The organism is Streptomyces ipomoeae 91-03, from assembly GCF_000317595.1.
In the GTDB taxonomy this organism is placed as follows: domain Bacteria; phylum Actinomycetota; class Actinomycetes; order Streptomycetales; family Streptomycetaceae; genus Streptomyces; species Streptomyces ipomoeae.
This window is the reverse complement of record NZ_AEJC01000685.1, coordinates 1-21,418: the sequence shown is the minus strand read 5'-3', so window position 1 is coordinate 21,418 and position 21,418 is coordinate 1. Positions and strand designations below refer to the sequence as shown.

The 21,418-nt window shown below is 70.5% G+C and carries 23 protein-coding genes; 14 read left to right on the top strand and 9 right to left on the bottom strand.

All coding sequences use genetic code 11. The annotated features are described in order from the left end of the window. The 3 genes from STRIP9103_RS44905 to STRIP9103_RS44895 all read left to right on the top strand — a co-directional run. Positions 1-545, top strand: a 545-nt coding sequence (locus STRIP9103_RS44905; protein WP_048822358.1) for a HemK2/MTQ2 family protein methyltransferase, incomplete at its 5' end; no start/stop codon positions are given. Then, complete coding sequence (locus STRIP9103_RS44900; protein ID WP_009344133.1) at positions 529-762, top strand: CDGSH iron-sulfur domain-containing protein; 234 nt, start codon at positions 529-531, stop codon at positions 760-762. The genes STRIP9103_RS44905 and STRIP9103_RS44900, both read left to right, overlap by 17 nt. Continuing rightward, positions 759-1,769, top strand: coding sequence for an iron-containing redox enzyme family protein (locus STRIP9103_RS44895; RefSeq protein WP_009344151.1), 1,011 nt, complete (start codon positions 759-761; stop codon positions 1,767-1,769). The genes STRIP9103_RS44900 and STRIP9103_RS44895 overlap by 4 nt, the downstream gene beginning before the upstream one ends. Before the next feature lie 57 nt (positions 1,770-1,826). On the opposite strand, the gene STRIP9103_RS44890 is transcribed toward STRIP9103_RS44895, so the two are convergent. Further along, positions 1,827-2,606: an Fpg/Nei family DNA glycosylase gene (locus STRIP9103_RS44890; RefSeq protein ID WP_009344163.1), complete on the bottom strand. Its 780-nt coding sequence runs from the start codon at positions 2,604-2,606 to the stop codon at positions 1,827-1,829. Between the two features lie 129 nt (positions 2,607-2,735). On the opposite strand from STRIP9103_RS44890, the gene STRIP9103_RS44885 reads away from it, so the two are divergent. After that, positions 2,736-3,425 carry a GAF and ANTAR domain-containing protein gene (locus STRIP9103_RS44885; RefSeq protein ID WP_048822357.1) on the top strand — a complete coding sequence of 230 codons (690 nt, stop codon included), beginning with the start codon at positions 2,736-2,738 and terminating at the stop codon, positions 3,423-3,425. A 169-nt stretch (positions 3,426-3,594) separates the two neighbouring features. On the opposite strand, the gene STRIP9103_RS44880 is transcribed toward STRIP9103_RS44885, so the two are convergent. From STRIP9103_RS44880 to STRIP9103_RS44870, 3 genes are all read right to left on the bottom strand, one after another. Next, complete coding sequence (locus STRIP9103_RS44880; RefSeq protein WP_048822363.1) at positions 3,595-4,128, bottom strand: DUF4396 domain-containing protein; 534 nt, start codon at positions 4,126-4,128, stop codon at positions 3,595-3,597. 188 nt (positions 4,129-4,316) lie between these two features. Next, on the bottom strand, positions 4,317-4,886 hold the full coding sequence (locus STRIP9103_RS44875; protein ID WP_009344165.1) for a hemerythrin domain-containing protein: 570 nt from the start codon (positions 4,884-4,886) through the stop codon (positions 4,317-4,319). 1 nt (position 4,887) lies between these two features. Then, positions 4,888-6,090 carry a hypothetical protein gene (locus STRIP9103_RS44870; protein WP_009344137.1) on the bottom strand — a complete coding sequence of 401 codons (1,203 nt, stop codon included), beginning with the start codon at positions 6,088-6,090 and terminating at the stop codon, positions 4,888-4,890. Between the two features lie 153 nt (positions 6,091-6,243). Between STRIP9103_RS44870 and STRIP9103_RS44865 the strand changes: the two genes are divergently transcribed. Both STRIP9103_RS44865 and STRIP9103_RS44860 read left to right on the top strand, forming a co-directional pair. Further along, entirely contained in the window at positions 6,244-6,987 is a 744-nt protein-coding gene (locus STRIP9103_RS44865) for a YqjF family protein (protein ID WP_009344149.1), read from the top strand. After that, complete coding sequence (locus STRIP9103_RS44860; protein ID WP_009344140.1) at positions 6,984-7,622, top strand: hypothetical protein; 639 nt, start codon at positions 6,984-6,986, stop codon at positions 7,620-7,622. Before STRIP9103_RS44865 ends, STRIP9103_RS44860 begins: the two co-directional genes overlap by 4 nt. Before the next feature lie 61 nt (positions 7,623-7,683). Here the strand turns inward: STRIP9103_RS44860 and STRIP9103_RS50495 are convergent, their stop codons facing one another. Genes STRIP9103_RS50495 through STRIP9103_RS44850 form a run of 3 tightly spaced genes read right to left on the bottom strand, consistent with a single transcriptional unit; the run spans position 7,684 to position 10,822 of the window. Then, the gene (locus tag STRIP9103_RS50495) at positions 7,684-7,848 is read right to left on the bottom strand and encodes a hypothetical protein (protein ID WP_158696971.1); all 165 of its coding nucleotides are present in this window, start codon (positions 7,846-7,848) and stop codon (positions 7,684-7,686) included. Then, positions 7,845-8,336 carry a hypothetical protein gene (locus STRIP9103_RS44855; RefSeq protein WP_009344153.1) on the bottom strand — a complete coding sequence of 164 codons (492 nt, stop codon included), beginning with the start codon at positions 8,334-8,336 and terminating at the stop codon, positions 7,845-7,847. The genes STRIP9103_RS50495 and STRIP9103_RS44855 overlap by 4 nt, the downstream gene beginning before the upstream one ends. Further along, positions 8,333-10,822 (bottom strand): molybdopterin oxidoreductase family protein, encoded by a 2,490-nt coding sequence (locus tag STRIP9103_RS44850; protein ID WP_009344139.1) that lies wholly within the window; start codon positions 10,820-10,822, stop codon positions 8,333-8,335. Before STRIP9103_RS44850 ends, STRIP9103_RS44855 begins: the two co-directional genes overlap by 4 nt. Before the next feature lie 271 nt (positions 10,823-11,093). On the opposite strand from STRIP9103_RS44850, the gene STRIP9103_RS44845 reads away from it, so the two are divergent. The 4 genes from STRIP9103_RS44845 to STRIP9103_RS52685 all read left to right on the top strand — a co-directional run bounded on the left by STRIP9103_RS44845 (position 11,094) and on the right by STRIP9103_RS52685 (position 16,204). Next, entirely contained in the window at positions 11,094-11,708 is a 615-nt protein-coding gene (locus STRIP9103_RS44845) for a Rho termination factor N-terminal domain-containing protein (RefSeq protein WP_009344135.1), read from the top strand. Positions 11,709-12,174: 466 nt separating this feature from the next. Continuing rightward, positions 12,175-12,657, top strand: a complete 483-nt coding sequence (locus STRIP9103_RS44840; protein WP_009344155.1) for an SPW repeat protein — start codon at positions 12,175-12,177, stop codon at positions 12,655-12,657. A gap of 691 nt (positions 12,658-13,348) precedes the next feature. After that, on the top strand, positions 13,349-14,566 hold the full coding sequence (locus STRIP9103_RS44835) for an IS110 family RNA-guided transposase (protein WP_048820914.1): 1,218 nt from the start codon (positions 13,349-13,351) through the stop codon (positions 14,564-14,566). 114 nt (positions 14,567-14,680) lie between these two features. Next, a complete protein-coding gene (locus tag STRIP9103_RS52685; RefSeq protein ID WP_009344159.1) occupies positions 14,681-16,204 on the top strand; it encodes a TetR/AcrR family transcriptional regulator in 1,524 nt (507 codons plus the stop codon). A gap of 284 nt (positions 16,205-16,488) precedes the next feature. Here the strand turns inward: STRIP9103_RS52685 and STRIP9103_RS44825 are convergent, their stop codons facing one another. Next, entirely contained in the window at positions 16,489-16,809 is a 321-nt protein-coding gene (locus tag STRIP9103_RS44825) for a hypothetical protein (RefSeq protein WP_009344146.1), read from the bottom strand. Between STRIP9103_RS44825 and STRIP9103_RS44820 the strand changes: the two genes are divergently transcribed. Genes STRIP9103_RS44820 through STRIP9103_RS44810 form a run of 3 tightly spaced genes read left to right on the top strand, consistent with a single transcriptional unit; the run spans position 16,799 to position 19,925 of the window. Continuing rightward, positions 16,799-17,155 (top strand): SDR family NAD(P)-dependent oxidoreductase, encoded by a 357-nt coding sequence (locus STRIP9103_RS44820; protein ID WP_009344147.1) that lies wholly within the window; start codon positions 16,799-16,801, stop codon positions 17,153-17,155. The genes STRIP9103_RS44825 and STRIP9103_RS44820 overlap by 11 nt on opposite strands. Positions 17,156-17,198: 43 nt before the next feature. Continuing rightward, positions 17,199-18,320, top strand: coding sequence for a DUF5938 domain-containing protein (locus STRIP9103_RS44815; RefSeq protein ID WP_009344129.1), 1,122 nt, complete (start codon positions 17,199-17,201; stop codon positions 18,318-18,320). A gap of 45 nt (positions 18,321-18,365) precedes the next feature. After that, on the top strand, positions 18,366-19,925 hold the full coding sequence (locus STRIP9103_RS44810) for an acyl-CoA synthetase (RefSeq protein WP_009344157.1): 1,560 nt from the start codon (positions 18,366-18,368) through the stop codon (positions 19,923-19,925). Between the two features lie 39 nt (positions 19,926-19,964). Here the strand turns inward: STRIP9103_RS44810 and STRIP9103_RS44805 are convergent, their stop codons facing one another. Next, entirely contained in the window at positions 19,965-20,930 is a 966-nt protein-coding gene (locus STRIP9103_RS44805; RefSeq protein WP_009344128.1) for a pirin family protein, read from the bottom strand. 114 nt (positions 20,931-21,044) lie between these two features. Here STRIP9103_RS44805 and STRIP9103_RS44800 point away from each other — a divergent pair, with 114 nt between their 5' ends. Then, positions 21,045-21,392 (top strand): tetratricopeptide repeat protein, encoded by a 348-nt coding sequence (locus tag STRIP9103_RS44800; RefSeq protein ID WP_009344144.1) that lies wholly within the window; start codon positions 21,045-21,047, stop codon positions 21,390-21,392. The last annotated feature ends 26 nt before the right edge of the window (positions 21,393-21,418 follow it).

Below are 21,418 nucleotides of genomic sequence, written 5' to 3'. Positions count from 1 at the left end.
TCCTGGACCTGGGTACCGGCAGCGGGGTGCTCGCGGTGGAGGCGGCCCGGCTGGGTGGTCGGGTCACCGCCGTCGACATCTCCTGGCGGGCGGTGGCCGCCGCCTGGTTCAACGCCCTGCTCAACGGCCAGACGGTGCGCGTACGGCACGGCGATCTGACGTCCGCCGTGCCCGGCCGCCGCTTCGACCTGGTGGTCGCCAACCCGCCGTACGTGCCCGCCCCGGGCGATGCCCCGCCCCGGGGCATCGCCCGGGCCTGGGACGCGGGAGCGGACGGCCGGCTGCTGATCGACCGCGTCTGCGACGCCGCCCCGCTGATCCTGCGGTCCGCGGGAGCGCTGCTGCTCGTGCACTCGCACCTGTGCGACGTCGACGCCACACTGGCCCGCCTCCACGGGGCCGGTCTGCGCGCGGAGGTCGTCGACCGGGCCCGGCTGCCCTTCGGCCGCGTACTGCGCTCCCGGCTCGGCTGGCTGCGTGAACGGGGGCTGGCGTCCGACGGTACGACCGAGGAGCTGGTGGTGATCCGTGCCCGCCATGCCTGAACGCCCGCGTCGCGTCCGCGTCCAGCGCGACGGCCCCCTGCTGGTGGAGGGGCCGGTGGAAGTGGTGGGCGACGACGGTGAGGTGACGGTCTCGAAGCGTTTCACGGTCGCGCTCTGCACGTGCCGCCGTACCCGGACGCCTCCCTGGTGCGACACCAGCCACCGTCGGCGCGAGGAACGGCACAGGAATCGACAGGGCGAGGGCGATGCCGTATGACGCCCCTCGGCACCCGGCCCCCGCTCCGTCCGCCACCGCTGCCCGAGCCGCGTGGTCCGCTCTCGGCCGCGGTGGTGGCCGCGCTGCGCGATCCCGAACCCGGTCACCCGGAGGTCCCCGAGGGCTGTTCCGCGTACGGCGACGATCTGCAACTCGCCCTGTACGTCCTCTACGAGCTGCACTACCAGGGCTTCGAGGGCGTACCCGACGGCTTCGAGTGGGACAGCGGTCTGCTGGCCTGCCGCGGCAGGCTGGAGGACCGCTTCCTCGGTGCGCTGCGCACGGACGTACCGGTCGAGGCCGACGAAACGGCCGAGCGGGCGCTGGACGAGCTCCAGCGCGAACCGGTCGGGGACATCGACGGCAGCGTCTCGCACTACCTCCGCCGTGAAGGGACACTCGAACAGTTGCGGGAGTACGCGGCGTTGCGCTCGCTGTACCACCTCAAGGAGGCCGATCCGCACGCCTGGGTCATCCCCCGGCTGCGCGGGCGGGCCAAGGCGGCGATGGTCGCCGTGGAGTTCGACGAGTTCGGCGGGGGCCGCGCGGACGAGATCCACGCGGAGCTGTTCGCCGACCTCATGGCGGACCTGGGACTGGACACGGCGTACGGGCACTACCTCGACGCCGCGCCGGCCGAGGCCCTGGCCACCGTCAATCTGATGTCCCTGTTCGGTCTGCACCGGGAGCTGCGGGGCGCCCTCGTCGGGCATTTCGCCGCCGTCGAGGTGACCTCGCCCCCGGCCTCGCGCCGTCTGGCCGAGGCGCTGCGCCGGGTGGGGGCCGGCCCGGCGGCCGTACGGTTCTACACCGAGCACGTCGAGGCCGACGCGGTGCACGAGCAGGTCGTACGGCACGACGTCGTCGGCGGGCTGCTGGAGAGCGAGCCGCGCCTGGCCGCCGACGTGGTGTTCGGTATCCGTACGACCACCCATCTGGAGGACCGCCTCGCGGCCCGGCTGCTGGGCGCCTGGCGGGACGGACGCACGGCCCTGCGCACGCGCTGACGGGGCGGGGCGGCCTCCGAGGCGGCTCGGCGATGCGGCGCGGTGGAGCCACCGGCGTCAGGACTGGCAGTCGGGGCACCACACCGTGCGGCGGCCGGCGACGCTGCCCGAGGACAGGGGGGGACCGCAGCGGGGACACTTCGGGTCGCTGTCGTCCCGGCGGCCGGTGAGCCAGGAGCGGCGTGGGGGTACGCGGCCGTCGCGGACGGCGGTGTCCAGGACCCGTCTCATCGCCGTGTGGATCCGTCGAAGTGTCTTGTCGCTCAGGTCCCGCGCAGGAGTGCGCGGGTGGACGCGGGCCCGCCAGAGGATCTCGTCGCACAGCAGATTGCCCAGCCCCGCGATCACCGACTGGTCCATCAGCGCGCCCTTGACGGCGCCCCTGCGGCCCGACAGCAGCTCCAGGAACTCGTCGCGCTCGATGGCCAGGGCGTCGGGTCCCAGTTCCGCCTCGATCCGGTCGACCGCCGTCCGCTCCGCCAGCCGCAGTCCCTGCAGCTTGCGTTGATCGCGACAACGCAGACTCCGGGAGTCGTCGAGCGTGAACACAACGCGGTCGTGCGCCTCGACGGGGTCGTCCGGGGAACAGCACAGCAGTGACCCGCTCATACCGAAGTGCCAGGCGAGGACGGGGCCGTCGTCCGTCGGCACGAACAGCCACTTGCCGTGCCGCCACGCCTTCCCCAGGCGTCTGCCCCTCAGTTCCCCGCGCAGCCGGTTCGCCGTGACTCCCCACAGCACCCCGGCGTCCCGCACCTGGACGTCCGTGACACACGGGTGCCGCCCGCAGGTCATCAGCACCTCGCGGAATCCTTCGACGTCCGGCAGTTCGGGCATGCGTACTCGTCGGTCTCCGTCGTACGGTCGGCGTCACCGCCGCGCTCCCTGACGAGTACCCCCGGCTCGGTGCCTGAGCACACGTCCACGTACCGGCGTAGCCTGTCGACGGGTGAGACGGAGGACGGCATGGACTGGCGCGCGTTCGCGGAGGAGATGGCGACGCTGGCGCGCGATCTCCTGGCTCAGGACTCCGTGCCGGCGACGCTGGAGCGGATCACGCTCGCGGCCACCGAGCTGGTCGAGGGCTGCGACGCGTCCGGCATCCTCATCCTGCGCGGCAAGGAGGTGGAGACGCTGGCGCCCACCGAGCCGCTCGTCGCCGAGTTCGACCGTCTCCAGGAACACCTTGGCCAGGGGCCCTGCTATGACGCGGTCCGCAGCTCACAGCGGGACCAGGTCTTCCGCATCCCGGACTTCACCCGGAGGGAGCCCCGCTGGCCCGACTACACGCCGCAGGCGCATGAGCTGGGCCTGGGCAGCATGATGGGGTTCCTGCTGTTCACCGAGGACCAGGATCTCGGGGCGCTGAACCTCTACTCCCGTCGCGCCGGCGCCTTCACGGAGGCGAGCGAGACAGCGGGCTGGCTGCTGGCCTCCCACGCCGCGGTCGCCTTCGCCGGCGCACGCGTCCACGCCCAGCTGGAACAGGCGGTGGCGACCCGGCATGTCATCGGCGAGGCCATGGGCATTCTCATGGGTGGCCACCGACTCACCGAAGAACAGGCGTTCGACGTGCTGCGCCGCTACTCGCAGGAGAACAACATCAAGCTCCGCGAAGTCGCCCGCCTGGTCTGCGAGAAGGGCCATCTGACCTGACGCACTCGGGCGGCTCCCCCTGGCACGAGTGCAGAACCAGGGGGTGCCTGGGGCGGGCCGACCCCCCAGGGGAGCGTCGCCGACCCGTCCTGTGGGCCGGGTTTCCAGTCCGGCGCGGCACACACGCGCACCGGCCCGACGCCACACCAGGTGGCCTGTGCGATACGGCTCAGTGATGGGCGTGGACGACGGCATGGCCCTTGCCTCGGCCGATCATCCACTTGTTGACCGGCGTGGTGATCAGGAAGGCGACCGCGAAACCGCCCAGTAGAGCGGACCAGAACAGACCGTCCGACAGATGGGCGTCCATCGCACCCGGCGTCAGGGCGACGATCACGTTGTCGACCAGCTCCATCACCGCGATGGAGACGGTGTCGGCGGCGAGCGCCACCTTGATCGCGGCCTTGAGGTCCAGACCGGCCCGGACGACCGCGAACAGTGTGAACGAGTAGCCGAACAGGAACGCGAGACCGATCGCCAGAACCATGGTGGGCACCTTGCCCCACATCAGCGCGGTGCCGATCACCATGCCGAGGATCTCACCGATGGCGCAGCCGGTCAGGCAGTGCAACGTGGCCTTCACAGCGGTACCCCAGGACGCCGGCGCGTGCGTACGCCCCGGGTGCTGGGCCGGGTGGACGTGGTGTCCCTCGTGCGAGGCGTGGTCGTGAGCGGCGCCGGTGCGGTGAGCGGAGTGGTCCATGACCTTCATCCCCTTCCGTCCTGGGGGGCGTTCTTCGAGCCCCAGCCCACGCAATGTATACCCCCAGGGGGTATACAGTCCAGTGTGCTGACGGGCGGGGCCCCAGGCGGCGATCACCTCCGCGGAAGCGACGCACCACCGGCCGAAGAGGACGGCAGTGGGACGGCGGGGGACGGGACGGCGGTGTGTCAGCCGTCCTTGTGCATGGCCTTGCGCACGGCGTCCCGGGTGCGGTCGACGACCGCGGTGATCGGGCCCAGCGTGAGATTCCTGACCGCCGACTCGGTGCCGGGGTGCGGGCGGGTCGGCGCCACCGCCTCGGCCATGCGGAGCGCGGAGGCCATCGAGGCCAGGCGTGTCCTGTCCATGTGACGGCGGATGTGGTTGAACTCGTAGCGTTCCTCGGCCCTCGCGTGCGCCATCACCTCCAGGCGCAGCGCCCGCAGCTTGGGCAGGAACCTGAGGTCGTCGGTGCCCATGCGGTCCAGGCGGGACAGCAGCGCCTTGGCCTCCCGCTCCTCCCGAAGGCGGTCCTCCACGACCTTCTCGCCGTCCGGTACCGACCGCCGTGTGACGGGGTGGATCACCTCCTCCTCGGCCGTCTCGTGCACGGCCAGCAGACGGACCAGGCGGCGGAAGGCGGCGCGGCGCTCGCCGCCGGTGGTCCGCTCCACCTCGTCGAACAGGTTGCGGATGTCGCCGTGCCGGCGCATGAGCAGGGCGACGACATCGGCGTCGGACGCTGTGATGCCGGCCATGTCAGTCCTTCTCCCGGGAGGCGAGGTCGGGGTGCGCGCCCTCGGTCCGGTGGCGGTACTCGCCGCCGAGCAGTTCGCGGTGCCGGGCCGGCACGCGCTCGCTGGGCGGCTCCTCGCCACCGTGGATCTGCTCCTGCATCCACTCGAACCGCTCATGGGCGTCCCGGACGTACCCCCTGCCCAGGGTGGTCAGGTCGATCTGGGTGTCGAGGAGGCCGCGGACGAACTGCTTGTTCTCCTCGAAGGTGAGAACGTCGGGCAGCTCCGGCGCGAGGATCTCCTGGGGCTCGCGGCCGTCTTGACGGCGCATCAGCTCGCAGGCGATCCGCAGGTGTTCGAGCTCCATGTTCAGATGCAGCTCCCAGAAGGCCTTCACCTTCCGGTCCGACTCCTGCTCCAGGAAGGAGTGGTAGAGGTAGCACTCGTTGTACTCGTGGTTGACGAGCTGCTCCCACCACGTCTCCCCCGGGTCGACCAGCGACTCGTAATGGGTGACGTGCTCCTCCTCGATCAGGCCGATCTCCTGGTAGAGCTGCCGTGCGATCGGCTCCATGTACTGGGGGCCGACGTTCATGTAGAAGTTCATGGTCTGCTGCTCCGCCGACATGATCGTCAGTGCGTGCAGCTTGGACAGCGGGTTCGCGGTCGTGCGGTCGTAGGGGTCGCGTACGTTGTCGGCCGCGTGGCGGTGGTGGAACTTCGTGGGCCGGCCCGGCATGACCTCGGTCAGACCGTCGACGATCGACTCCGCCTTGCGGTGCTCGATCATCTCGTAGAGGTTGGCGTACCGGTACAGATGGTCGAAGTCCTCCAGGACGCCGAACTCGTACGCCTGTCTCAGATACGGGTCGGGCTCATGGCGGGCGACCCAGCCGGTCAGATCGACCGCGACCTGCTCGTAGGCGATGGTCGTCTCCAGGACGGAGGCGAGGCCCGGCAACAGCCAGTTGACCGCCTTCTGCTGCTGGTGCTCGATATAACGCACCTCGGCCAGCTGTCGCTTGACATCGGTGTCGGGGCAGCGGCGGGCGAGCTGGTGACTGAAGAGGATCGCCTCGACCTCGATGCCGTTCATCGTGATGATCCGGCAGCGGGTGTACGGGTCGCTGTGGTCGGGATCGATCGGCTCGACGTCCAACTCCCGCCAGCTGCGCAGCTGGCGGTCCAGGGGGATGCCGTGGTGTTCGAGAGGATTGAAGCCCATGGGATCTCCTCGGCTGAGGGCCGGATCGAGGGGGCCGCCGCCGAGTACCCGCGACCTCGCGGCCGTAACGGCCGCCGACGCACGCGGCTCCGGGCCGGAGGCCGGAAGGCGGGGCGGCAGCGGGCGTTTCCGCCGACCAGGGCGGGGGACTCGATGTCCGTGGTCGCGTATGGGGCCGAGCAGCGGGTACGCGTTCCGGTATTGCGGGCCGGCTGGCTCAGACAGGCGTTCGTCCACTGGCCCTACCCACCGGACGAGGTCCAGTCGCTGCTGCCCGGGGAACTGGCCGTGGACACGTACGAGGGGATGGCGTGGGTGGGTCTCACCCCCTTCGTCCTGGCGGACGTGCGCCCGCCCGGGGTGCCCCTCGTGCCCGGACTCCCGACGTTCCCGGAGACCAACCTGCGGACCTATGTCCGGCACCGGAACGGGCGGGACGGGCTCTGGTTCCTGTCCCTGGATGTGGCCTGCCCGCTGATGCTCGCGGCTCGCGCCGTCGGAGCCCCGTACCACCCGGGCACTCTGCGCGTCTCCGTGACCGAGGACGCCGTCTCATACACGGGTTCGAGATGGGGCGGCGGCGCCTCGTACCGCCTGGTCGTCCGTCCCGGCGACGCGATCACTCCGACCGAGCGGGACGTCTGGCTGACCTCGCGCTGGCGGGCGTACACACGCCGGTTCGGCATGGTCTGGGAGACACCGGTCGAGCACGAACCCTGGCCGCTGACGGACGCCGCCGTCGACGTACTGGACGAGACCCTGACCAGCGCGGCGGGCCTGCCCGCCCCCACCGCCGAACCCCTGGCGCACTTCTCGGAAGGGGTTCGGCATGTGCGGCTGGGAGCACCCAGACCGTGTGTTCCACCGCCGGGTCCGTACGGGAAGCAGGGGCCATGAGCCGCAGACACGGCCCAGCCGGACGGCGCCCGCGGCTGCGCTTCGACGGCTGGATCGCGGGCATGGGCTCCTCCTCCGGGACACGTCTCGTGCTGGGGCACTGGCAGCGGTCGCCGTTCGGGCCGTTCAGCGATGTGATGATCGAGCGTGCCGACGGAGAACGGCTGCTCCTGGCGCCTTCCCGCCGGACGGCGGACTTCGTCAGCGGCACCTACACCTTCGACACGGTGCACGTCGTGCCGGTCCGCGTGAGCGTCTCGGACGACACCTGGACGGTCACCGCGGGACCACTCGCCCTGGACTTCGCCACCGCCCGACGAGGGATCCCGGGGCTGTTGCTGCGAGCCGTGCCCGGTGTACTCGCCGCCCGTCCGGTGTGGAGCGCGCTGACGTACTGGCCCGCCCGACTGATCCCGCCCGGCCTCCGGACCCTCGGCAGCGCCGGTGCCGGCCGCCGGGAGTGGTACGGCGTACGGGACCTGCGGCCGGTCGCCGCCGTGTCGGCGGTCTTCGAGGGTCGCGACCTCGGCGCCATGGCACCCGTCACGCCCCCCGTACGCTTCGGATTCGGTTCCGTCCCCCGCAGACCCACCCTCGCCCGCGTCACCACGACGGTGGAGCTGGGCGACCGGTGACACTCGTTTCCCGCCGGGCGTGGGCACGCGCCGGTGCCGCCGCATCACCCCTCCCGCACCCTCACCGCTCCCGCACGGTGAGCGGTTGGGCCGCGGCCAGGTCGTCGTAGAGGAGCAGTCCGTCCTCGCGCAGCCGCACGCCCGGCGTCGGGACATGGAGGTGCCGGTGAGGACCCGCAGGTGAGGTCGTGCCCCTTCGGCCTGTCGCCCCTCGGCCTTGCGTCACGGAGTCGTCAGGACCTGGGGCGAGAGGGTCTTGATCATGGTGTTGGTCCAGCGCATCTGCCGGAGCGTCTGCGGGTGGCACGCGGAGGTCAGGGCGAGCAGGTCGTCGTCCTTGGTGGCCTGCGCGGCCTGGGCGAGCATCTCCCAGTACAGGGAGTTCCGCGCGGCGGCGAGATGGAGGTCCCGCAGATCGCGCAGGAGGAGCACGGCGGGCTCGGGGCGGTGGCCCAGCACCTCGGCCGCCTTCTCCCTGAGCACCGACAGCGGCCCCGAGGAGGGGTCCTTCGGAGGATCGCCGAGGTGCAGGCCGTGGTCGTGGCCGATGTCGGCCAGGCGCTGGATGTGGTCGCGGGACCAGTCGGCGAGGTCCGTGGCGACGTGGTGGACCTCGTGGTCGGTGCGGTGGCGTTCGGCCACCGCCGTCAGCTCTTTGACCAGGTGCTTCTCACCGTGGTGAAGCGCCCGGAGGATGAGGTTGACACCGTTCACCCGGCGCCCTCCCCCCGGTCGTCCCGGGAGGCGTCGACCGTCTCGGCGGCGAGGGCGGACGGGCCGCCGGTCGTGCTCGGTACGGCGTCGGCGCGGGCGGGGGTGGATGCCGTGGTGGTCGGCGCGGGGGCACTGTGGCCGTCGCCGCGCTCCACCCGGCGGAGGGCAGCCGCGGCCGTCTTGAACAGCGGCTGCTTGGAGGCCGGGTCCCAGTCGGTGACGGTCGTCTCGTTCGCGGCACGGCCGGGGGTGTCGCCGTCAGGGCCGTGGCCGGCCTCGGTGTCCCAGTAGCCGTAGTGGAAGGGGGTGAACAGCAGCCCCGGCCGGATGTCGCTCACGCGCAGCCGTCCTCGTACGGCGCCGCGTGGCGTGGTCACCTCCACCAGGTCTCCCTCGCCCAGTCCCAGCTCGGCCGCGTCGGAGGCGGACACCTCCACCCACACGTCGGGGGCGGCTGCGTTCAACTGGGGTGCCCGAGCGGTTTTCGTGCGGGTGTGGAAGTGGTAGACGGTGCGGCCCGTGGTGAGCTGGAACGGGTACTGCTCACCGGGTTCCTCATGGGGAGGCACATATCCGGCCGCCTTGATCATGGCCTTGCCGTCGGGGTTGAGGGAGCGGTACTCGACGGCCTCCTCCGTCGCGCCCGTCACCAGGTCCTTGCCGTAGCTCTCGCAGAGATCCGGGTGGGCCCAGCTGATTCCGTCGGTGTAGAGGCGTTCCGTTCCGTCCGGGGACTGTTCGTCGCACGGCCACTGGATGCCGGTGCCGCCGCGCAGCTTGTCGTAGGTGAGGCCGGTGTAGTCGCAGGGGCGTCCGGCGCTGCACCGTTTCCACGCCTCGAACGCGGACTCGGGGTCGTGCCAGGTGATCAGCGGGCCGCCGTCCTTGTCGCGGAAGTCCATGCGAGCCGCGTAGTCCAGGAAGATGTCCAGGTCCGGTTCGGCCTCGCCGGGCGGTTCGACGGCCTTGTCGGACAGGTGGACCGTACGGTCGGCGTTGGTGAACGTACCGGTCTTCTCGCCCCATGTCGCGGCCGGCAGGACCACGTCGGCGAGCTGGGCGGTCTCGGTGAGGAACAGATCCTGTACGACGACGAAGAGACGGTCCTGGGAGAGGATCGAGCGGATGCGGGACAGCTCCGGCAGGGAGACCGCCGGGTTGGTGCCGCTGATCCACAGCATGCGGATCGAGCCCTGCTCGGCGTAGCGGAACATCTGCATGGCGTGCGTGGGCGGGGCGTAATGGGGGATCGTCTTCGGGTCGACGTTCCACACCTTCGCCAGGTCGGCGACGTGGCTGTCGTTCTGCCAGTTCCGGAACCCCGGCAGGTCTCCGTTCGCCCCGCACTCACGGGTGTTCTGGGCGGTGGGCTGCCCGTTCATCTGCAGCACACCGGCGCCCGGCCGCCCGAGCATGCCACGGATGAGGTGCAGGTTGTTCACCTGTACGGCGGCGGCCGTGGCCTGGTGGGACTGGTAGACCCCTTGCAGCACCGTGGACAGCAGTCGCTCGGCCGTGCCCAGGATCTCGGCCGCCTCGCCGATCAGGGCGGCCGGTACGTCACAGATGTCGGCCGCCCACTTGGGGGTGCGGTCCCGCACCCGGGAGGCGAGTTCGTCGAAGCCGACGGTGTGGGCCTCGATGTAGTCGTGGTCGACACGGTCCGTACGGATGATCTCGTGGAGCAGGGCGTTGAGCAGGGCGACGTTCGTACCGACGCGCGGAGCCAGGTGCACGGTCGCCCTGCGGGCCACCGGCGTGGGGCGGGGGTCGACGCACACGATGCGTGGCGGATCGCCGCCCTCCAGCCGGTCGAGGATGCGCATCCACTGGACGGGCTGGGTCTCGGCGATGTTGTGCCCGAACAGCGCGATCGCGTCGGCGTGGTCGATGTCGTCGTAGCTGCCGGGCTGCCCGTCGCAGCCGAAGGACTCCTTCAGCGCCTCGGCGGCGGTGGACGTGCACAGGCGTGTGTTGCCGTCCAGGTGGTTGGTGCCGATCCCGGCCCGGGCCAGTACCGCGAGCGTGTAGTACTCCTCCAGGAACAGCTGGCCCGTGGTGTAGAAGCCGATCGAGCCCGGACCGCGCTCGTCCAGCAGTTCACGCGAGCGGGCGACGACCCGTTCCATCGCGGTGTCCCAGCCGCACTCCACCAGGCGCCCGTCCTGCCGGACCAGCGGCCTCGTCAGCCGGTCCGCCGAGGTGCCCGCCTGCCACGCGAAGAGATCCTTCGGCTCCAGCCGGCCATGGTTGACACGGTCCTGGGCGCGGCCCCGGACACCCACCATGCGCCCGTCCACGACCGCGATGTCCATCGCGTCCCCGTCCGAGTGCAGAATCGACGCGGCCTGCGTCCACCGCTGCACCGCTTCCCGATCGACGCCCTCCTCCAGGAACGTGTCCACACGGGCGGGCCACGGCTCATGACGGCCGTACGGAGTACGGCTGCCCCAGGGCTGTGCGATCCGGTCCACCGAAGCGTCCATGTCTGCCTCCTGCCGACGCCGCCCCGGCGAGGACGCGCGGCGCTGACGGCCCCCTGCGACGCGGTGACGCGCCGGGCCTCTTCAGTACCCCTCGCCACTGGTGTCTAACGCCGCCGGTGTCTAACGCCGCCGGTCGTTGTCCGACGCCGGCTCTGTCGCCAAGAGGTGGCTCTGCCTCGGCCTCTCACGCATCAACCCGGCCGCTCCGGAAACCCGGCAGCTGAAGAAGGGGGGCCGAATACTCGGGCGGACGACGAGAGAAGGGCCCACCATGGCGAACGACCTCATCGCCATGGTCACCACCGACCACCGCGAGCTGCAGCGCCTGTTCGACATGATGAAGTCGGACAAGAGTTCCCGGCCGCTGGCCCTCCCCCTGGCCGTGGCCATGCTGGAGGCGCACAGCGAGGCCGAGGAGGACCGGGTGTACCCGGCCGTGGCCCGCGAGGCCGGTGAGAAGGAAGAAGCCGAGCACGCCGCCGAGGAGCACCACCAGGCGGAGAGCCTCGGCAGGCATCTGCTGGAGATGGACTGGGAGAGCGAGGAGTTCGACCGCGCTCTGGAGGAGTGGGTCGGCGCCGTGGTGCACCACATCGAGGAGGAGGAGAACGAGATCCTCCCCGCGCTGGGCGAAGCCGTCGGCGACGACCGTCTGCGCGCGCTGGGCCTGGAGTTCGCCGCCCGGCGCTCCCGGAAACTGGCAGGCCGGCCTCTCGAGGCCGCCGGTGGCGACACCGACACCGAGCGGCAGCCGGAGGCCGAGGGCGGGACCCGGGAGGAGCTGTACGAGAAGGCGCGGGAACTGGGCGTCGAGGGCCGGTCCTCCATGAACAAGGAAGAACTTGCCGAGGAGGTGCGCAAGGCCCAGGACCGCGAGAACGACTGAACCGGCACGGAGAGGTTGTTCCGGGTGCCTTTCCGGAGCGACGGGCGGGCGCGGTGGCGCGGTCGCTCACGCGGGGCCCGTCCCGCTGCGCCATGGTCACATCACGTCCGGGCAAGGGGGCTGCGGATCCGGCCGACGCGAGGAGACCGCGCGACGGTCGGCGCGGAGATCGCGCGGCGGTCTGCGCGCGGCCCACGTGGGAAGGCCACGCCACACCATCTCCCCGCGGCGCGTTCCGGCACGACCGCACAGCGGCTTCACCGTCACCGACGTGCGCGCTGTTGTCGCCGGACCCGTTCGAGAAGCTCATTGAGCAGTCGCAGACCGACGCGTTCACATGGGATGCGGCTGCCCGGCCCGGCCGCTCGCCCGTGCCGGTCGGACGACCCGGACTGTGAGTGGTTCAGGCCCGCTTTGTGGGTACCCGTTCCGCGTACTCGGGGCCTTCACTTCGGAGGTGACAGGAATGACGACCTCTCCTCACTCCTCGATGGAAACGCATCCCGACATCCTCGAAATGCGTTCCCGCCACGAGCTGGCCGAACGCGCGGCGACCACTCCACAGGCCCAGGCCGTGGAGACCATGGCCTTCGTGACGGGCCTGTATCTGGCGGCGTCACCGTGGATCGCGGGATTCGACGGTCTGACGAGGCTGGCCATCACCAACCTGGTCGTCGGCATCGCGTACGCGCTCATCATGAGCGGCGGCTTCGGCCGGGCCTACGAGCGCACGCACAGCATGGCGTGGGCGGCCTGCGCCATCGGCGTCTGGACCATCGTCAGTCCCTGGGTCGTCGCGGGTGACGTCAGCACCACGAGGAGCATCGTCAACAACGTCATCGTCGGCGCCGTCGCCCTGCTGCTGGGCCTGGCAGCCAGCGCCGCCGCCCGTTCACCCCGCGAGTCCCGGCAGCCGGCCGGCCGGCGCCGCGGCATGACGAGCCCCTGAAGGCTGCTCGCCTCCGGCGAAGAGAGCGCCGAGCTCCCCCTCCGACGAGCGGTCGAAGGGCGAGGGCGGAACGCGCGCCCGACGCAGCGGATCCGCCCTCGTACCGTGTGCCGCGGAGTGGAAGGCCGCCCGGCGGGCCTGGGGTCGAAAGCGGACCGCTGGGCCCAGCGGAAACCCACTGGGCCCAGTCGAGAGCGTCGGCGCTTGCCACGTCGGCTCCGAGCCGAGGATCGGGTCACCCAGGACGACTACGCCACACTCTGGACACTCTGGCCGTCGACTTCGGCGCCTTCCAGGAGTGTGGTGTCTGTCACGTCAGGCTGCGGTCAGAGGATGACCAGGAATTCGTCAGTCGGCCGGTCTTGGATGTGATCACCGAGCACTTGCCCGGGTCCGTCCGCGATCGCGACGCGTGACGATCTGTCCCCCCCCGTTATGTTTTCCGCGGTCCTGCAAGAGGGCCGCTGGCCTCCGGGCCCGGCATGACTTTTGCCCCCTGTCGAACGGATGACCTGGGGGGTGGTGTCACCGGGCCCGGGAGGTGCCGTCGGAGACGCTGATCAGAGGTCCGGCCACCGCCCGGTCCGGCGCAATGCCGGACAGCTCGCGGGCGACAGGTCTGCATAACGTGGATGCGCGCGTACGACACCACTGCCAAGGCCAGCACGTTCAACTCCCGTGGAAGGGCGCGATGTTCGACACCGAAGACGTGGGCGTGTTCCTCGGCCTGGACGTCGGCAAGAGTGCCCATCACGGGCACGGGCTGACCCCGGCCGGCAAGAAGGTCTTCGACAAGCAGCTGCCCAACAGCGAGCCGAAACTGCGGGCCGTCTTCGACAAGCTGACCGCGAAGTTCGGCACCGTCCTGGTGATCGTGGACCAGCCCGCCTCCATCGGCGCCCTCCCCCTCACCGTCGCCCGGGACGCGGGCTGCCAGGCCGCCTACCTGCCGGGACTGGCCATGCGCCGGATCGCGGATCTGTATCCGGGCGAGGCCAAGACGGATGCCAAGGACGCCGCGGTGATCGCGGACGCAGCCCGCACCATGCCGCACACCCTGCGCTCGCTGGAGCTCACCGACGAGATCACCGCCGAGCTGACCGTGCTGGTGGGCTTCGACCAGGACCTCGCGGCCGAGGCCACCCGCACCAGCAACCGGATACGCGGCCTGCTCACCCAATTCCACCCCAGCCTCGAACGCGTCCTCGGGCCCCGCCTGGACCACCCCGCCGTCACCTGGCTGCTGGAGCGTTACGGCTCTCCCGCAGCCCTGCGCAAGGCCGGACGCCGCAGGCTGGTGGAGGTGATCCGCCCCAAGGCCCCGCGCATGGCCACCCGGCTCATCGACGACGTCTTCACCGCCCTGGACGAGCAGACCGTCGTCGTCCCGGGCACCGGCACCCTCGACATCGTGATCCCCACCCTGGCCGCCTCCCTGGCCACCGTCCACACCCAGCGCCGGGCCCTGGAAGCCCAGATCAACGCCCTGCTGGAGGCTCACCCTCTTTCCCCGGTCCTGACGTCGATGCCCGGCGTCGGCGTCAGGACCGCCGCCGTCCTGCTGGTCACCGTCGGCGACGGCACCAGCTTCCCGAGCGCCGCCCACCTCGCCTCCTACGCCGGCCTCGCCCCGACCACGAGGTCATCGGGGACCTCGATCCACGGCGAACACGCACCCCGAGGCGGAAACCGCCAGCTCAAACGCGCCATGTTCCTCTCCGCCTTCGCCTGCATGAACGCCGATCCCGCCTCCCGCACCTACTACGACAAGCAACGCGCCCGCGGCAAAACCCACACCCAGGCCCTCCTCCGCCTCGCCCGCCAACGCATCAGCGTCCTGTTCGCCATGCTCCGAGACGGCACCTTCTACGAATCCCGCACACCCCCGGACGTTGCACTCGCCGCATGACCCCAGCAAGCCCCAATCACCCCAAAACCGACAGGGATGCCTTGACGAAGGACATAGAGGCACCCCCCCACCCCACCCCCACCCACCGTCCTGGGCTCTCGGGCCCGAGAAGGGATGACGATGAAGGACCGCGCTCCCGTAGAGGAACTGCTCAGCACGTCGGATCTGCAGATACAGACCGCGGAGACGGCGTGGAGGCACGTGCACGCCGAGTATGTCGACGTCGTGGACGACATCCTCGCGACACTGGCGCCCAGCGGCCCCTATGCCTACACGGTGAGCCCGTCCGTCGAGGACGGGAAGGAGATCCCGACGCAGCGGATCGTCGCCACGTACGACGACATCGCCGCGACCTACCGCGCCATGCACCGGTTCGCGGCCGTCGTCGCCATCCGCCCCGTCACGCAGATCACCTCCTCCTGGTACACGTTCATCAGCGGCCTCGGCCGGGGGCGGATGAAGGAGACGGGTGAGGAGAGCGAGCGCCCCGTCATCGTGCTGTTCCCGACGATGGGCTCGGAAGGCATCACCGGCGAACTGTTCTGGGGCCGTACACAGCGCGCGACCCTGCCCGGCGACCCGGCCGATGGAGCGCTGGCGGGCCGCTTCGCCGTGGCCGGAGTGCACGAGACGCTGCTGGAGGCGTACCGCAAGGGGGACATCGACACGATCGTCGGCGCGGCCCACCCCGAGATCCAGACAGGTGTGCGGGACTACGTGGCACAGACCGGCACGCTGGTTCAACTCCACACCAAGGAGGCGCTGGAGGAGCACCTGAGGGGCTTCTACGACCACTACACCGTCCGTGCCCTCGATGTCGTCAACCGGCACCTGGACGACTGGTTCTTCTTCCACGAGCTGCGCTGGACGGTCGAGGCCCGCCGTGGTCTCGATGCCGGGCGTGTGCTGCGCCATCACACCGCCGAGTACGCCGAGGTGTCGGCTGCCGGTCTTGTCGTCGCGCACATCGGCCACGGCACCGAGCAGATGAAGCCGACTGATACTCCCCGGCTCCGCCCCCGGGTACGTCGGCAGACGGAAGCGGCGGCCGAGCGGCCTGCGTCCGAAAGCTTTGCAGGCCGCTCGGCATGTGTTCGACCGGCCCGGCAGTCCCCCGCACCGCGCGCATGCGATGAACCGGCCTTGACGCGCCGGTCGCGGAACCCCGCCCGCGGGCCTGAAGTCATGCGCTCGGCTCATCGGGAGCAGGGCGTCGATGAGACCCGCGGGGACGGGGTGGGGCGGGCCCGGATGGAGGACATCGCCCAGGCCGCCGGTGTGACACGGGCCACCGTCTACGCCCACTTCTCCGACAAGGCCGAGATCGTCGACGCCCTGGTGGAGCGTGTCTACGGCCTGATGGAAGAGGCGTACGTGGAACTGGCCGCACTTCCGTGCCGGCCCCGGGACGGCATCCGGACGTGGCCGGACGGCGTCGAGACCCGCCGGCGGGAGATGGCACCCATCCGCCGCGTCGCCAACGCGGTGGCCCCGGCGGCACTCCGCAGCCTCGGCGACGGCCGCGTCCAGTACGTGCGGGCACATGAACGCCATGTCCGGCTACTGGTCGACCATCCCGAGCGCCGGCTGGGCGTCGACCCGGCGGAGGCCCGGCGGAGGCCCGGCAACGGGCGCTGACGGCCGTACTGCAGACCGAGTCGTTCTTCTCCACGTGGATCTCCGTGGGCTGGCCACTGGAGACCGCCGACCCCCTTCATCTGCCGGCCGACTCCCTCTGCCACCTCCTCGCCCCCGCACTGGCGAACAACACGGCGTCGCCGACCCCGCCCCCGAGTCCCTGACCCTGCTCGCACGGGACCGGGTCCAGCACCCACTGGGACGGTTCGGCCCGGTTTGATCTCCAGTCGGCCGAAGAGCGCCCCTGTGGCCAGCCGAGCAGGCCGGCCGCCAAGCCCGCCTGCTCAGACAGAGACGACCAGCTGATCCAGAAGCTGTGCCACGCTCGCCTTCAGGTCGGCCGCAGCGCTCTCGCAACCACTCAGACATCTCAGCAGCGCCTGCTGGAACAGCCCGTCGAAGAGCGCGTACGCCATCGAAGGTGACACGGCCGGTGACGAGCCGACCAGCTCCGTGAAAAGACCGACAACGCGCCAGATCATGCGCTCCAGGCTCTGATCGATGTCGAGGACGTCGTCCCTGAACGACTCCTCGAACAGACTCTGGTTGCGCAGGTCGTACCAGAGCCGGTGCATCGACGCGTCCTCGCGCAGGGTGGCGGCCATCGCCTTCCCCGGTATCTCGGGCTACTCCGCCACCAAGTCGGCGGTGGACCGGCTGACCCGGGTGGCCGCGCTGGAGTCCGGGAAGCTCGGCTACGGCGTGCGCGTGAGCTGTGTGTACCCCGGCCTGGTACCGACCGAGATGGGCGCCCGGCTCGCCGCGGACATGGAGACCCTCGGGCTCTTCCCCAGTGCGGAGGCGGCGGTCGGCAGTGTGATCGGGCTGACCCCGCTCGGCCGGCTCGGTGAGGTCGCCGACATGGCCGACGCCGTGGTCTTCCTCGCCTCCGATGGCGCCCGCTTCATCACCGGGGCCGGCCTGCCGGTCGACGGCGGCATGGGCATGTGACGGGTTCCCGCCGGCACCTCCACCTACGAAAGGTCGATCGATCATGAGCAACCGCAAGCCCGTCGTCGTCTACGGGGCCTCCGGCTACACCGGCCGTCTCGTCTGTGAATACCTCCGCGAGTACAACGTTCCCTTCATCGCCGCCGGACGCGACAAGGCCCGCATCCAGGAAGTACTCGACAAGGTCCCCGGGATCGACACCGTGGACCACGAGGTCGTCGAGGTCGAGCACGCGGTCGGTCCGCTGACCGAGCTCTTCCGCGGCGCCAAGGTGGTGAGCAACATGGTCGGCCCGTTCATCAAGTACGGGCCGGAGGTCGTCGAGGCGGCCCTCGCGGCCGGCTGCCACTACCTCGACACGACGGGCGAGCAGGACTGGGTCCTCGACGCCGAGGCACGATGGGGCGAGCGGTACGCGGAGAAGGGACTCCTCCTCTCCCCCGGCGTCGCGCAGATGTACACCACCGGGGAGATCGCGGCCAACATCTGTCTGGAGACCCCCGGCCTGGACACCCTCGACGTCCTGGTGCTGTGGAAGGGCTTCCCCACCTACGCGTCGACCCAGACGATCTTCACCATCCTCAAGGCCGACTGGCACTACCTGGAGGAGAACCAGTACCGAAAGTGGGACCCGCTCACCGCCGTCGAAGCCGCCGTCCCCGGACAGCACGAAACGGCACTCGCCACGCCGTGGGGCGGCACCCTCCATCCCGTGTGGTTCAAGAACGACCCCCGGGTGGCGACCTGCAAAGCCCTCGGCGGGGTCATGGACCGCACCGTCATGCAGGGCGTGGTGGAGACCGTCAAGATGGTCGAGTCGCAGATCAAGACCCTCCCCGCCGACCAGCAGGACGCCGCCCTCGCCGAGGTGGCCGCCTCGGTGCAGGCCGGCATGCCGCCCCGGGAGAACCCGCGCGTCAACACCTCCATCGACTCCGTCCACGCCTCGGGCCCGCTGGGACGTGCCCACTGCGTGATCCACGGCCACAGCAACTACAAGCAGACCGGCCTCCTCCAGGCGTACGCCGCGTACAGCCTGATCCAGCAGCCACCCCGGCGCGCCGGCCTGGCCTCGGCCTGCCAGGCGTTCGGCCACCGGGAACTGCTCGGCCAGCTCAAGGCCTTCGGGCTCGTACTCGACCCGGTCCTCACCGTCCACAGCTGATTCCTGAGCAACCCCTGCTGAACCCGGAGAAAAGAGGATGAAGCCGTGCGTCTGACCGACTATCTCGACAAGGGCGCGTCCCTGGGGCCCGACGCCCCCTGCCTCACCACAGAGGGCCATACCCTCACCTATGGCGAGGTCCAGGACCTGTCCTGGCGGGTGGCCCGGGCATTGGACCGGTCAGGCGTACGGCCCGGGGACAAGGTGGCGGTGCTGTCCGCCAACGCCCCCACCGCCTTCTCCTGTGTGTTCGGCATCTCCCGGGCGGGGGCGGTGTGGTGCCCCGTCAACCCGCGCAACGAGGCCGCCGAGAACCGCGAGTTGCTGGACCTCTTCGACTGCGTCTGCCTGATCTTCCAGGAGGCGTACACCCCACTGGTCGCGAAGATCCTTCCCGATCTGCCCGAACTGACCATGCTTGTCTGCCTCGACGGATCCCCCTCCTTCGCGACCCCCCTGGGACAGTGGCTGGACGGCGTGCCCGCCGGTCCGTGGGAAGCGGCACCGGCCGACGACACGGTCATGCTCGTCGGCACGGGCGGCACCACGGGCCGGCCCAAGGGCGTGATGCTGACCGACCGGAACATCGAGACGATGACGGCGCTGACGCTGATGAGTTACCCGTTCGGCCCGCCCGGCGACCGCCCCGTCTACCTGGCGCTCGCCCCGCTGACCCACGCCGCCGGGGTGCTGTGCTTCCCCATGATGACGCTGGGCGGCGAGATCGTCATCATGCCGACGCCGGACCTCACCGAGTTCCTCGCGCTCGTCGAACGGCATCGGGTCACCCACACCTTCCTGCCGCCGACCCTGATCTACATGCTTCTCGGCCACGCGCGCCTCGGTGCCACGGACCTGACGTCCCTGCGCTGCCTCTGGTACGGCGCGGCCCCCATGTCGGCGGCCCGGTTGCGGGAGGCCATCGAGCGGATCGGCCCGGTCATGGCACAGCTCTTCGGCCAGTCCGAGGCCCCCATGATGATCTCGACCATGGCTCCGGAGGAGCACTTCCATCCTGACGGCTCGCTCGCCGTCGAGCGTTTCGCCTCCGCGGGACGGCCGTCTCCGCTGGTCGACGTCGCCATCATGGACGGCGAAGGACGGCTGTTGCCGCCCAGCGAACGCGGCGAGATCGTCGTGCGCGGCTCACTGGTGATGGCGGGCTACTACAAGAACCCCTCGGCCACCGAGGAGGCGTCCCGGCACGGATGGCACCACACCGGGGACATCGGCTATCTCGGCGCCGAGAACTACCTGTTCATCGTGGACCGCGCCAAGGACATGATCATCAGCGGTGGATTCAACGTCTACTCCGCGGAAGTCGAACAGGCGGTGATGGAGCACCCCGCCGTCCAGGACTGCGCGGTCGTCGGGCTGCCGGACGACAAGTGGGGCGAACGCGTGACCGCGGTCGTCCAGCTCCACGCCGGAGTGAGCGCGGCGAGCGTCACCGACTTGGGCATACGCGACTTCGTCAAGGCTCGGATCGGCGGCGTCAAGGCACCCAAGCAGATCGAGGTATGGCCCGACCTTCCCCGCTCCAAGGTCGGGAAAGTCCTCAAGAACGAGGTCAGATCCCAATTGCTCAGGAACTCGCACGACTGACAAGGCCCACCGCCGCCGACGCTCCGCTATTTCCGCAGGTCAGCGCATTCTGCCTCGCGGCTTCAACGGCGCGGGCGGCAGTTCCGGAGCGGGCAGCGGATCGCCGTCGTACCCCTTCACCTCGCCGAACCGCGATCCTTCCATCCAGTCCCGGCGCGCCTGTTCGATCTCTTCCTGGGACCGCCCGATCCAGTTCCAGAACATGATCAGCTCTTCCTCGAAGGGCTCGCCGCCGAGGAGCATGACGGCGGCGTCCGACTCGGCGCGGAGGGGGAGTTCGGTGCGGCCGCAGCCGAGGTAGAGCATGGAGCCGGGGAGGACGGGGACGCCGTCGACGTGGGCCTCGCCGGACATGGAGAGGACGGCGTACTCGAAGTCCGGTTCGAGCGGTAGGCGCAGGTCGGCGCCCCGGGTGAGGGCGAGGTCGGCGCCGACGATCGGGGTGAACGCGGTGCCGGGCGAGGTCGCCCCGTCGACGTCGCCGAGGATGACCGTGGCACGCAGCCCGGGCGCGGTGACCACGGGCAGCTCCGCGTGGTGCTCGAAGCGCGGGTCGGTGTGCCGGTGGCTGTCCGGCAGGGCGACCCACAGCTGGGCGCCGTGCAGAAAGCGGGCGTGGGCCTTCGGGCTCTCCTCTGAGTGCGAGATCGCCCGGCCGGACGTCATCAGACCCAGCTCACGCGGCCGGATCGTCTGCAGGCTGCCCGTGGAGTCGCGGTGCAGCACCTCGCCCTCGTGCAGCCAGCTGACCGTCTGCAACCCCATGTGCGGGTGCGGCGGGACCTGCATACCGGGCTCGTCGGCGATGTCGTCCGGCCCGTAATGGTCGACGAATGCCCACGCCCCCACCATGCGACGGCCCAGGTTGGGCAGCAGCCGCCGGACCTCGGTGGACTCGCCGAGCTGTACCCGACGCGGGCTGAGGAGTTCACGAACCGGCTCGGCCACCACGAAACCCCGGCCGCCGCACACCGTGGGCACCGCCTGCCGATCAAGATTGCTCATGCTTCACAACCTAGCCCCGTCCGGCACCCGCCGTCAGTCCAACGAGCGCCGACTCCGTAGATAGTGGAATATTCAACTGTGGGGTGCGGTTGTGGGCGTCGAAGGAGGTCAGCAGTGGACACGACGTACTACGACCACGGAACACCGGCCGAGCGCTGGGAGCGCGCGCGGATGTTCTTCGACGCCAAGGACTACACCGCCGCCGCGCGCGTCCTCAGTGCGCTGGTCGAGGAGGTGCCGGAGCAGACCGGCCCGCGGCTGCTGCTGGCCCGCGCCTACTACCACTCCGCCCAACTGCGGCGCGCCGAGGCCGAGTTGCGCGTACTCGTCGAGCGTGACCCGGTGGAGCAGTACGCCCGGCTGATGCTGGGCCGTACGCTCCAGCGACAGGCGCGGCATGAGGAGGCGGAGCCGCACCTGAGGCTCGCCTCGGCGCTCGCGGGCGACTTCGACCGGCTGTGAGTCGGCCGCCGCTCAGTACACGAGGG

What these genes read in the sequence shown, in the direction of transcription:
- STRIP9103_RS44895 (WP_009344151.1), top strand. Translation starts at nt 759, where the DNA reads ATGACGCCCCTCGGCACCCGGCCCCCGCTCCGTCCGCCACCGCTGCCC.
- STRIP9103_RS44890 (WP_009344163.1), bottom strand. Translation starts at nt 2,606, where the DNA reads ATGCCCGAACTGCCGGACGTCGAAGGATTCCGCGAGGTGCTGATGACC.
- STRIP9103_RS44885 (WP_048822357.1), top strand. Translation starts at nt 2,736, where the DNA reads ATGGACTGGCGCGCGTTCGCGGAGGAGATGGCGACGCTGGCGCGCGAT.
- STRIP9103_RS44880 (WP_048822363.1), bottom strand. Translation starts at nt 4,128, where the DNA reads ATGGACCACTCCGCTCACCGCACCGGCGCCGCTCACGACCACGCCTCG.
- STRIP9103_RS44875 (WP_009344165.1), bottom strand. Translation starts at nt 4,886, where the DNA reads ATGGCCGGCATCACAGCGTCCGACGCCGATGTCGTCGCCCTGCTCATG.
- STRIP9103_RS44870 (WP_009344137.1), bottom strand. Translation starts at nt 6,090, where the DNA reads ATGGGCTTCAATCCTCTCGAACACCACGGCATCCCCCTGGACCGCCAG.
- STRIP9103_RS44865 (WP_009344149.1), top strand. Translation starts at nt 6,244, where the DNA reads ATGTCCGTGGTCGCGTATGGGGCCGAGCAGCGGGTACGCGTTCCGGTA.
- STRIP9103_RS44860 (WP_009344140.1), top strand. Translation starts at nt 6,984, where the DNA reads ATGAGCCGCAGACACGGCCCAGCCGGACGGCGCCCGCGGCTGCGCTTC.
- STRIP9103_RS44850 (WP_009344139.1), bottom strand. Translation starts at nt 10,822, where the DNA reads ATGGACGCTTCGGTGGACCGGATCGCACAGCCCTGGGGCAGCCGTACT.
- STRIP9103_RS44845 (WP_009344135.1), top strand. Translation starts at nt 11,094, where the DNA reads ATGGCGAACGACCTCATCGCCATGGTCACCACCGACCACCGCGAGCTG.
- STRIP9103_RS44840 (WP_009344155.1), top strand. Translation starts at nt 12,175, where the DNA reads ATGACGACCTCTCCTCACTCCTCGATGGAAACGCATCCCGACATCCTC.
- STRIP9103_RS44835 (WP_048820914.1), top strand. Translation starts at nt 13,349, where the DNA reads ATGTTCGACACCGAAGACGTGGGCGTGTTCCTCGGCCTGGACGTCGGC.
- STRIP9103_RS52685 (WP_009344159.1), top strand. Translation starts at nt 14,681, where the DNA reads ATGACGATGAAGGACCGCGCTCCCGTAGAGGAACTGCTCAGCACGTCG.
- STRIP9103_RS44825 (WP_009344146.1), bottom strand. Translation starts at nt 16,809, where the DNA reads ATGGCCGCCACCCTGCGCGAGGACGCGTCGATGCACCGGCTCTGGTAC.
- STRIP9103_RS44815 (WP_009344129.1), top strand. Translation starts at nt 17,199, where the DNA reads ATGAGCAACCGCAAGCCCGTCGTCGTCTACGGGGCCTCCGGCTACACC.
- STRIP9103_RS44805 (WP_009344128.1), bottom strand. Translation starts at nt 20,930, where the DNA reads ATGAGCAATCTTGATCGGCAGGCGGTGCCCACGGTGTGCGGCGGCCGG.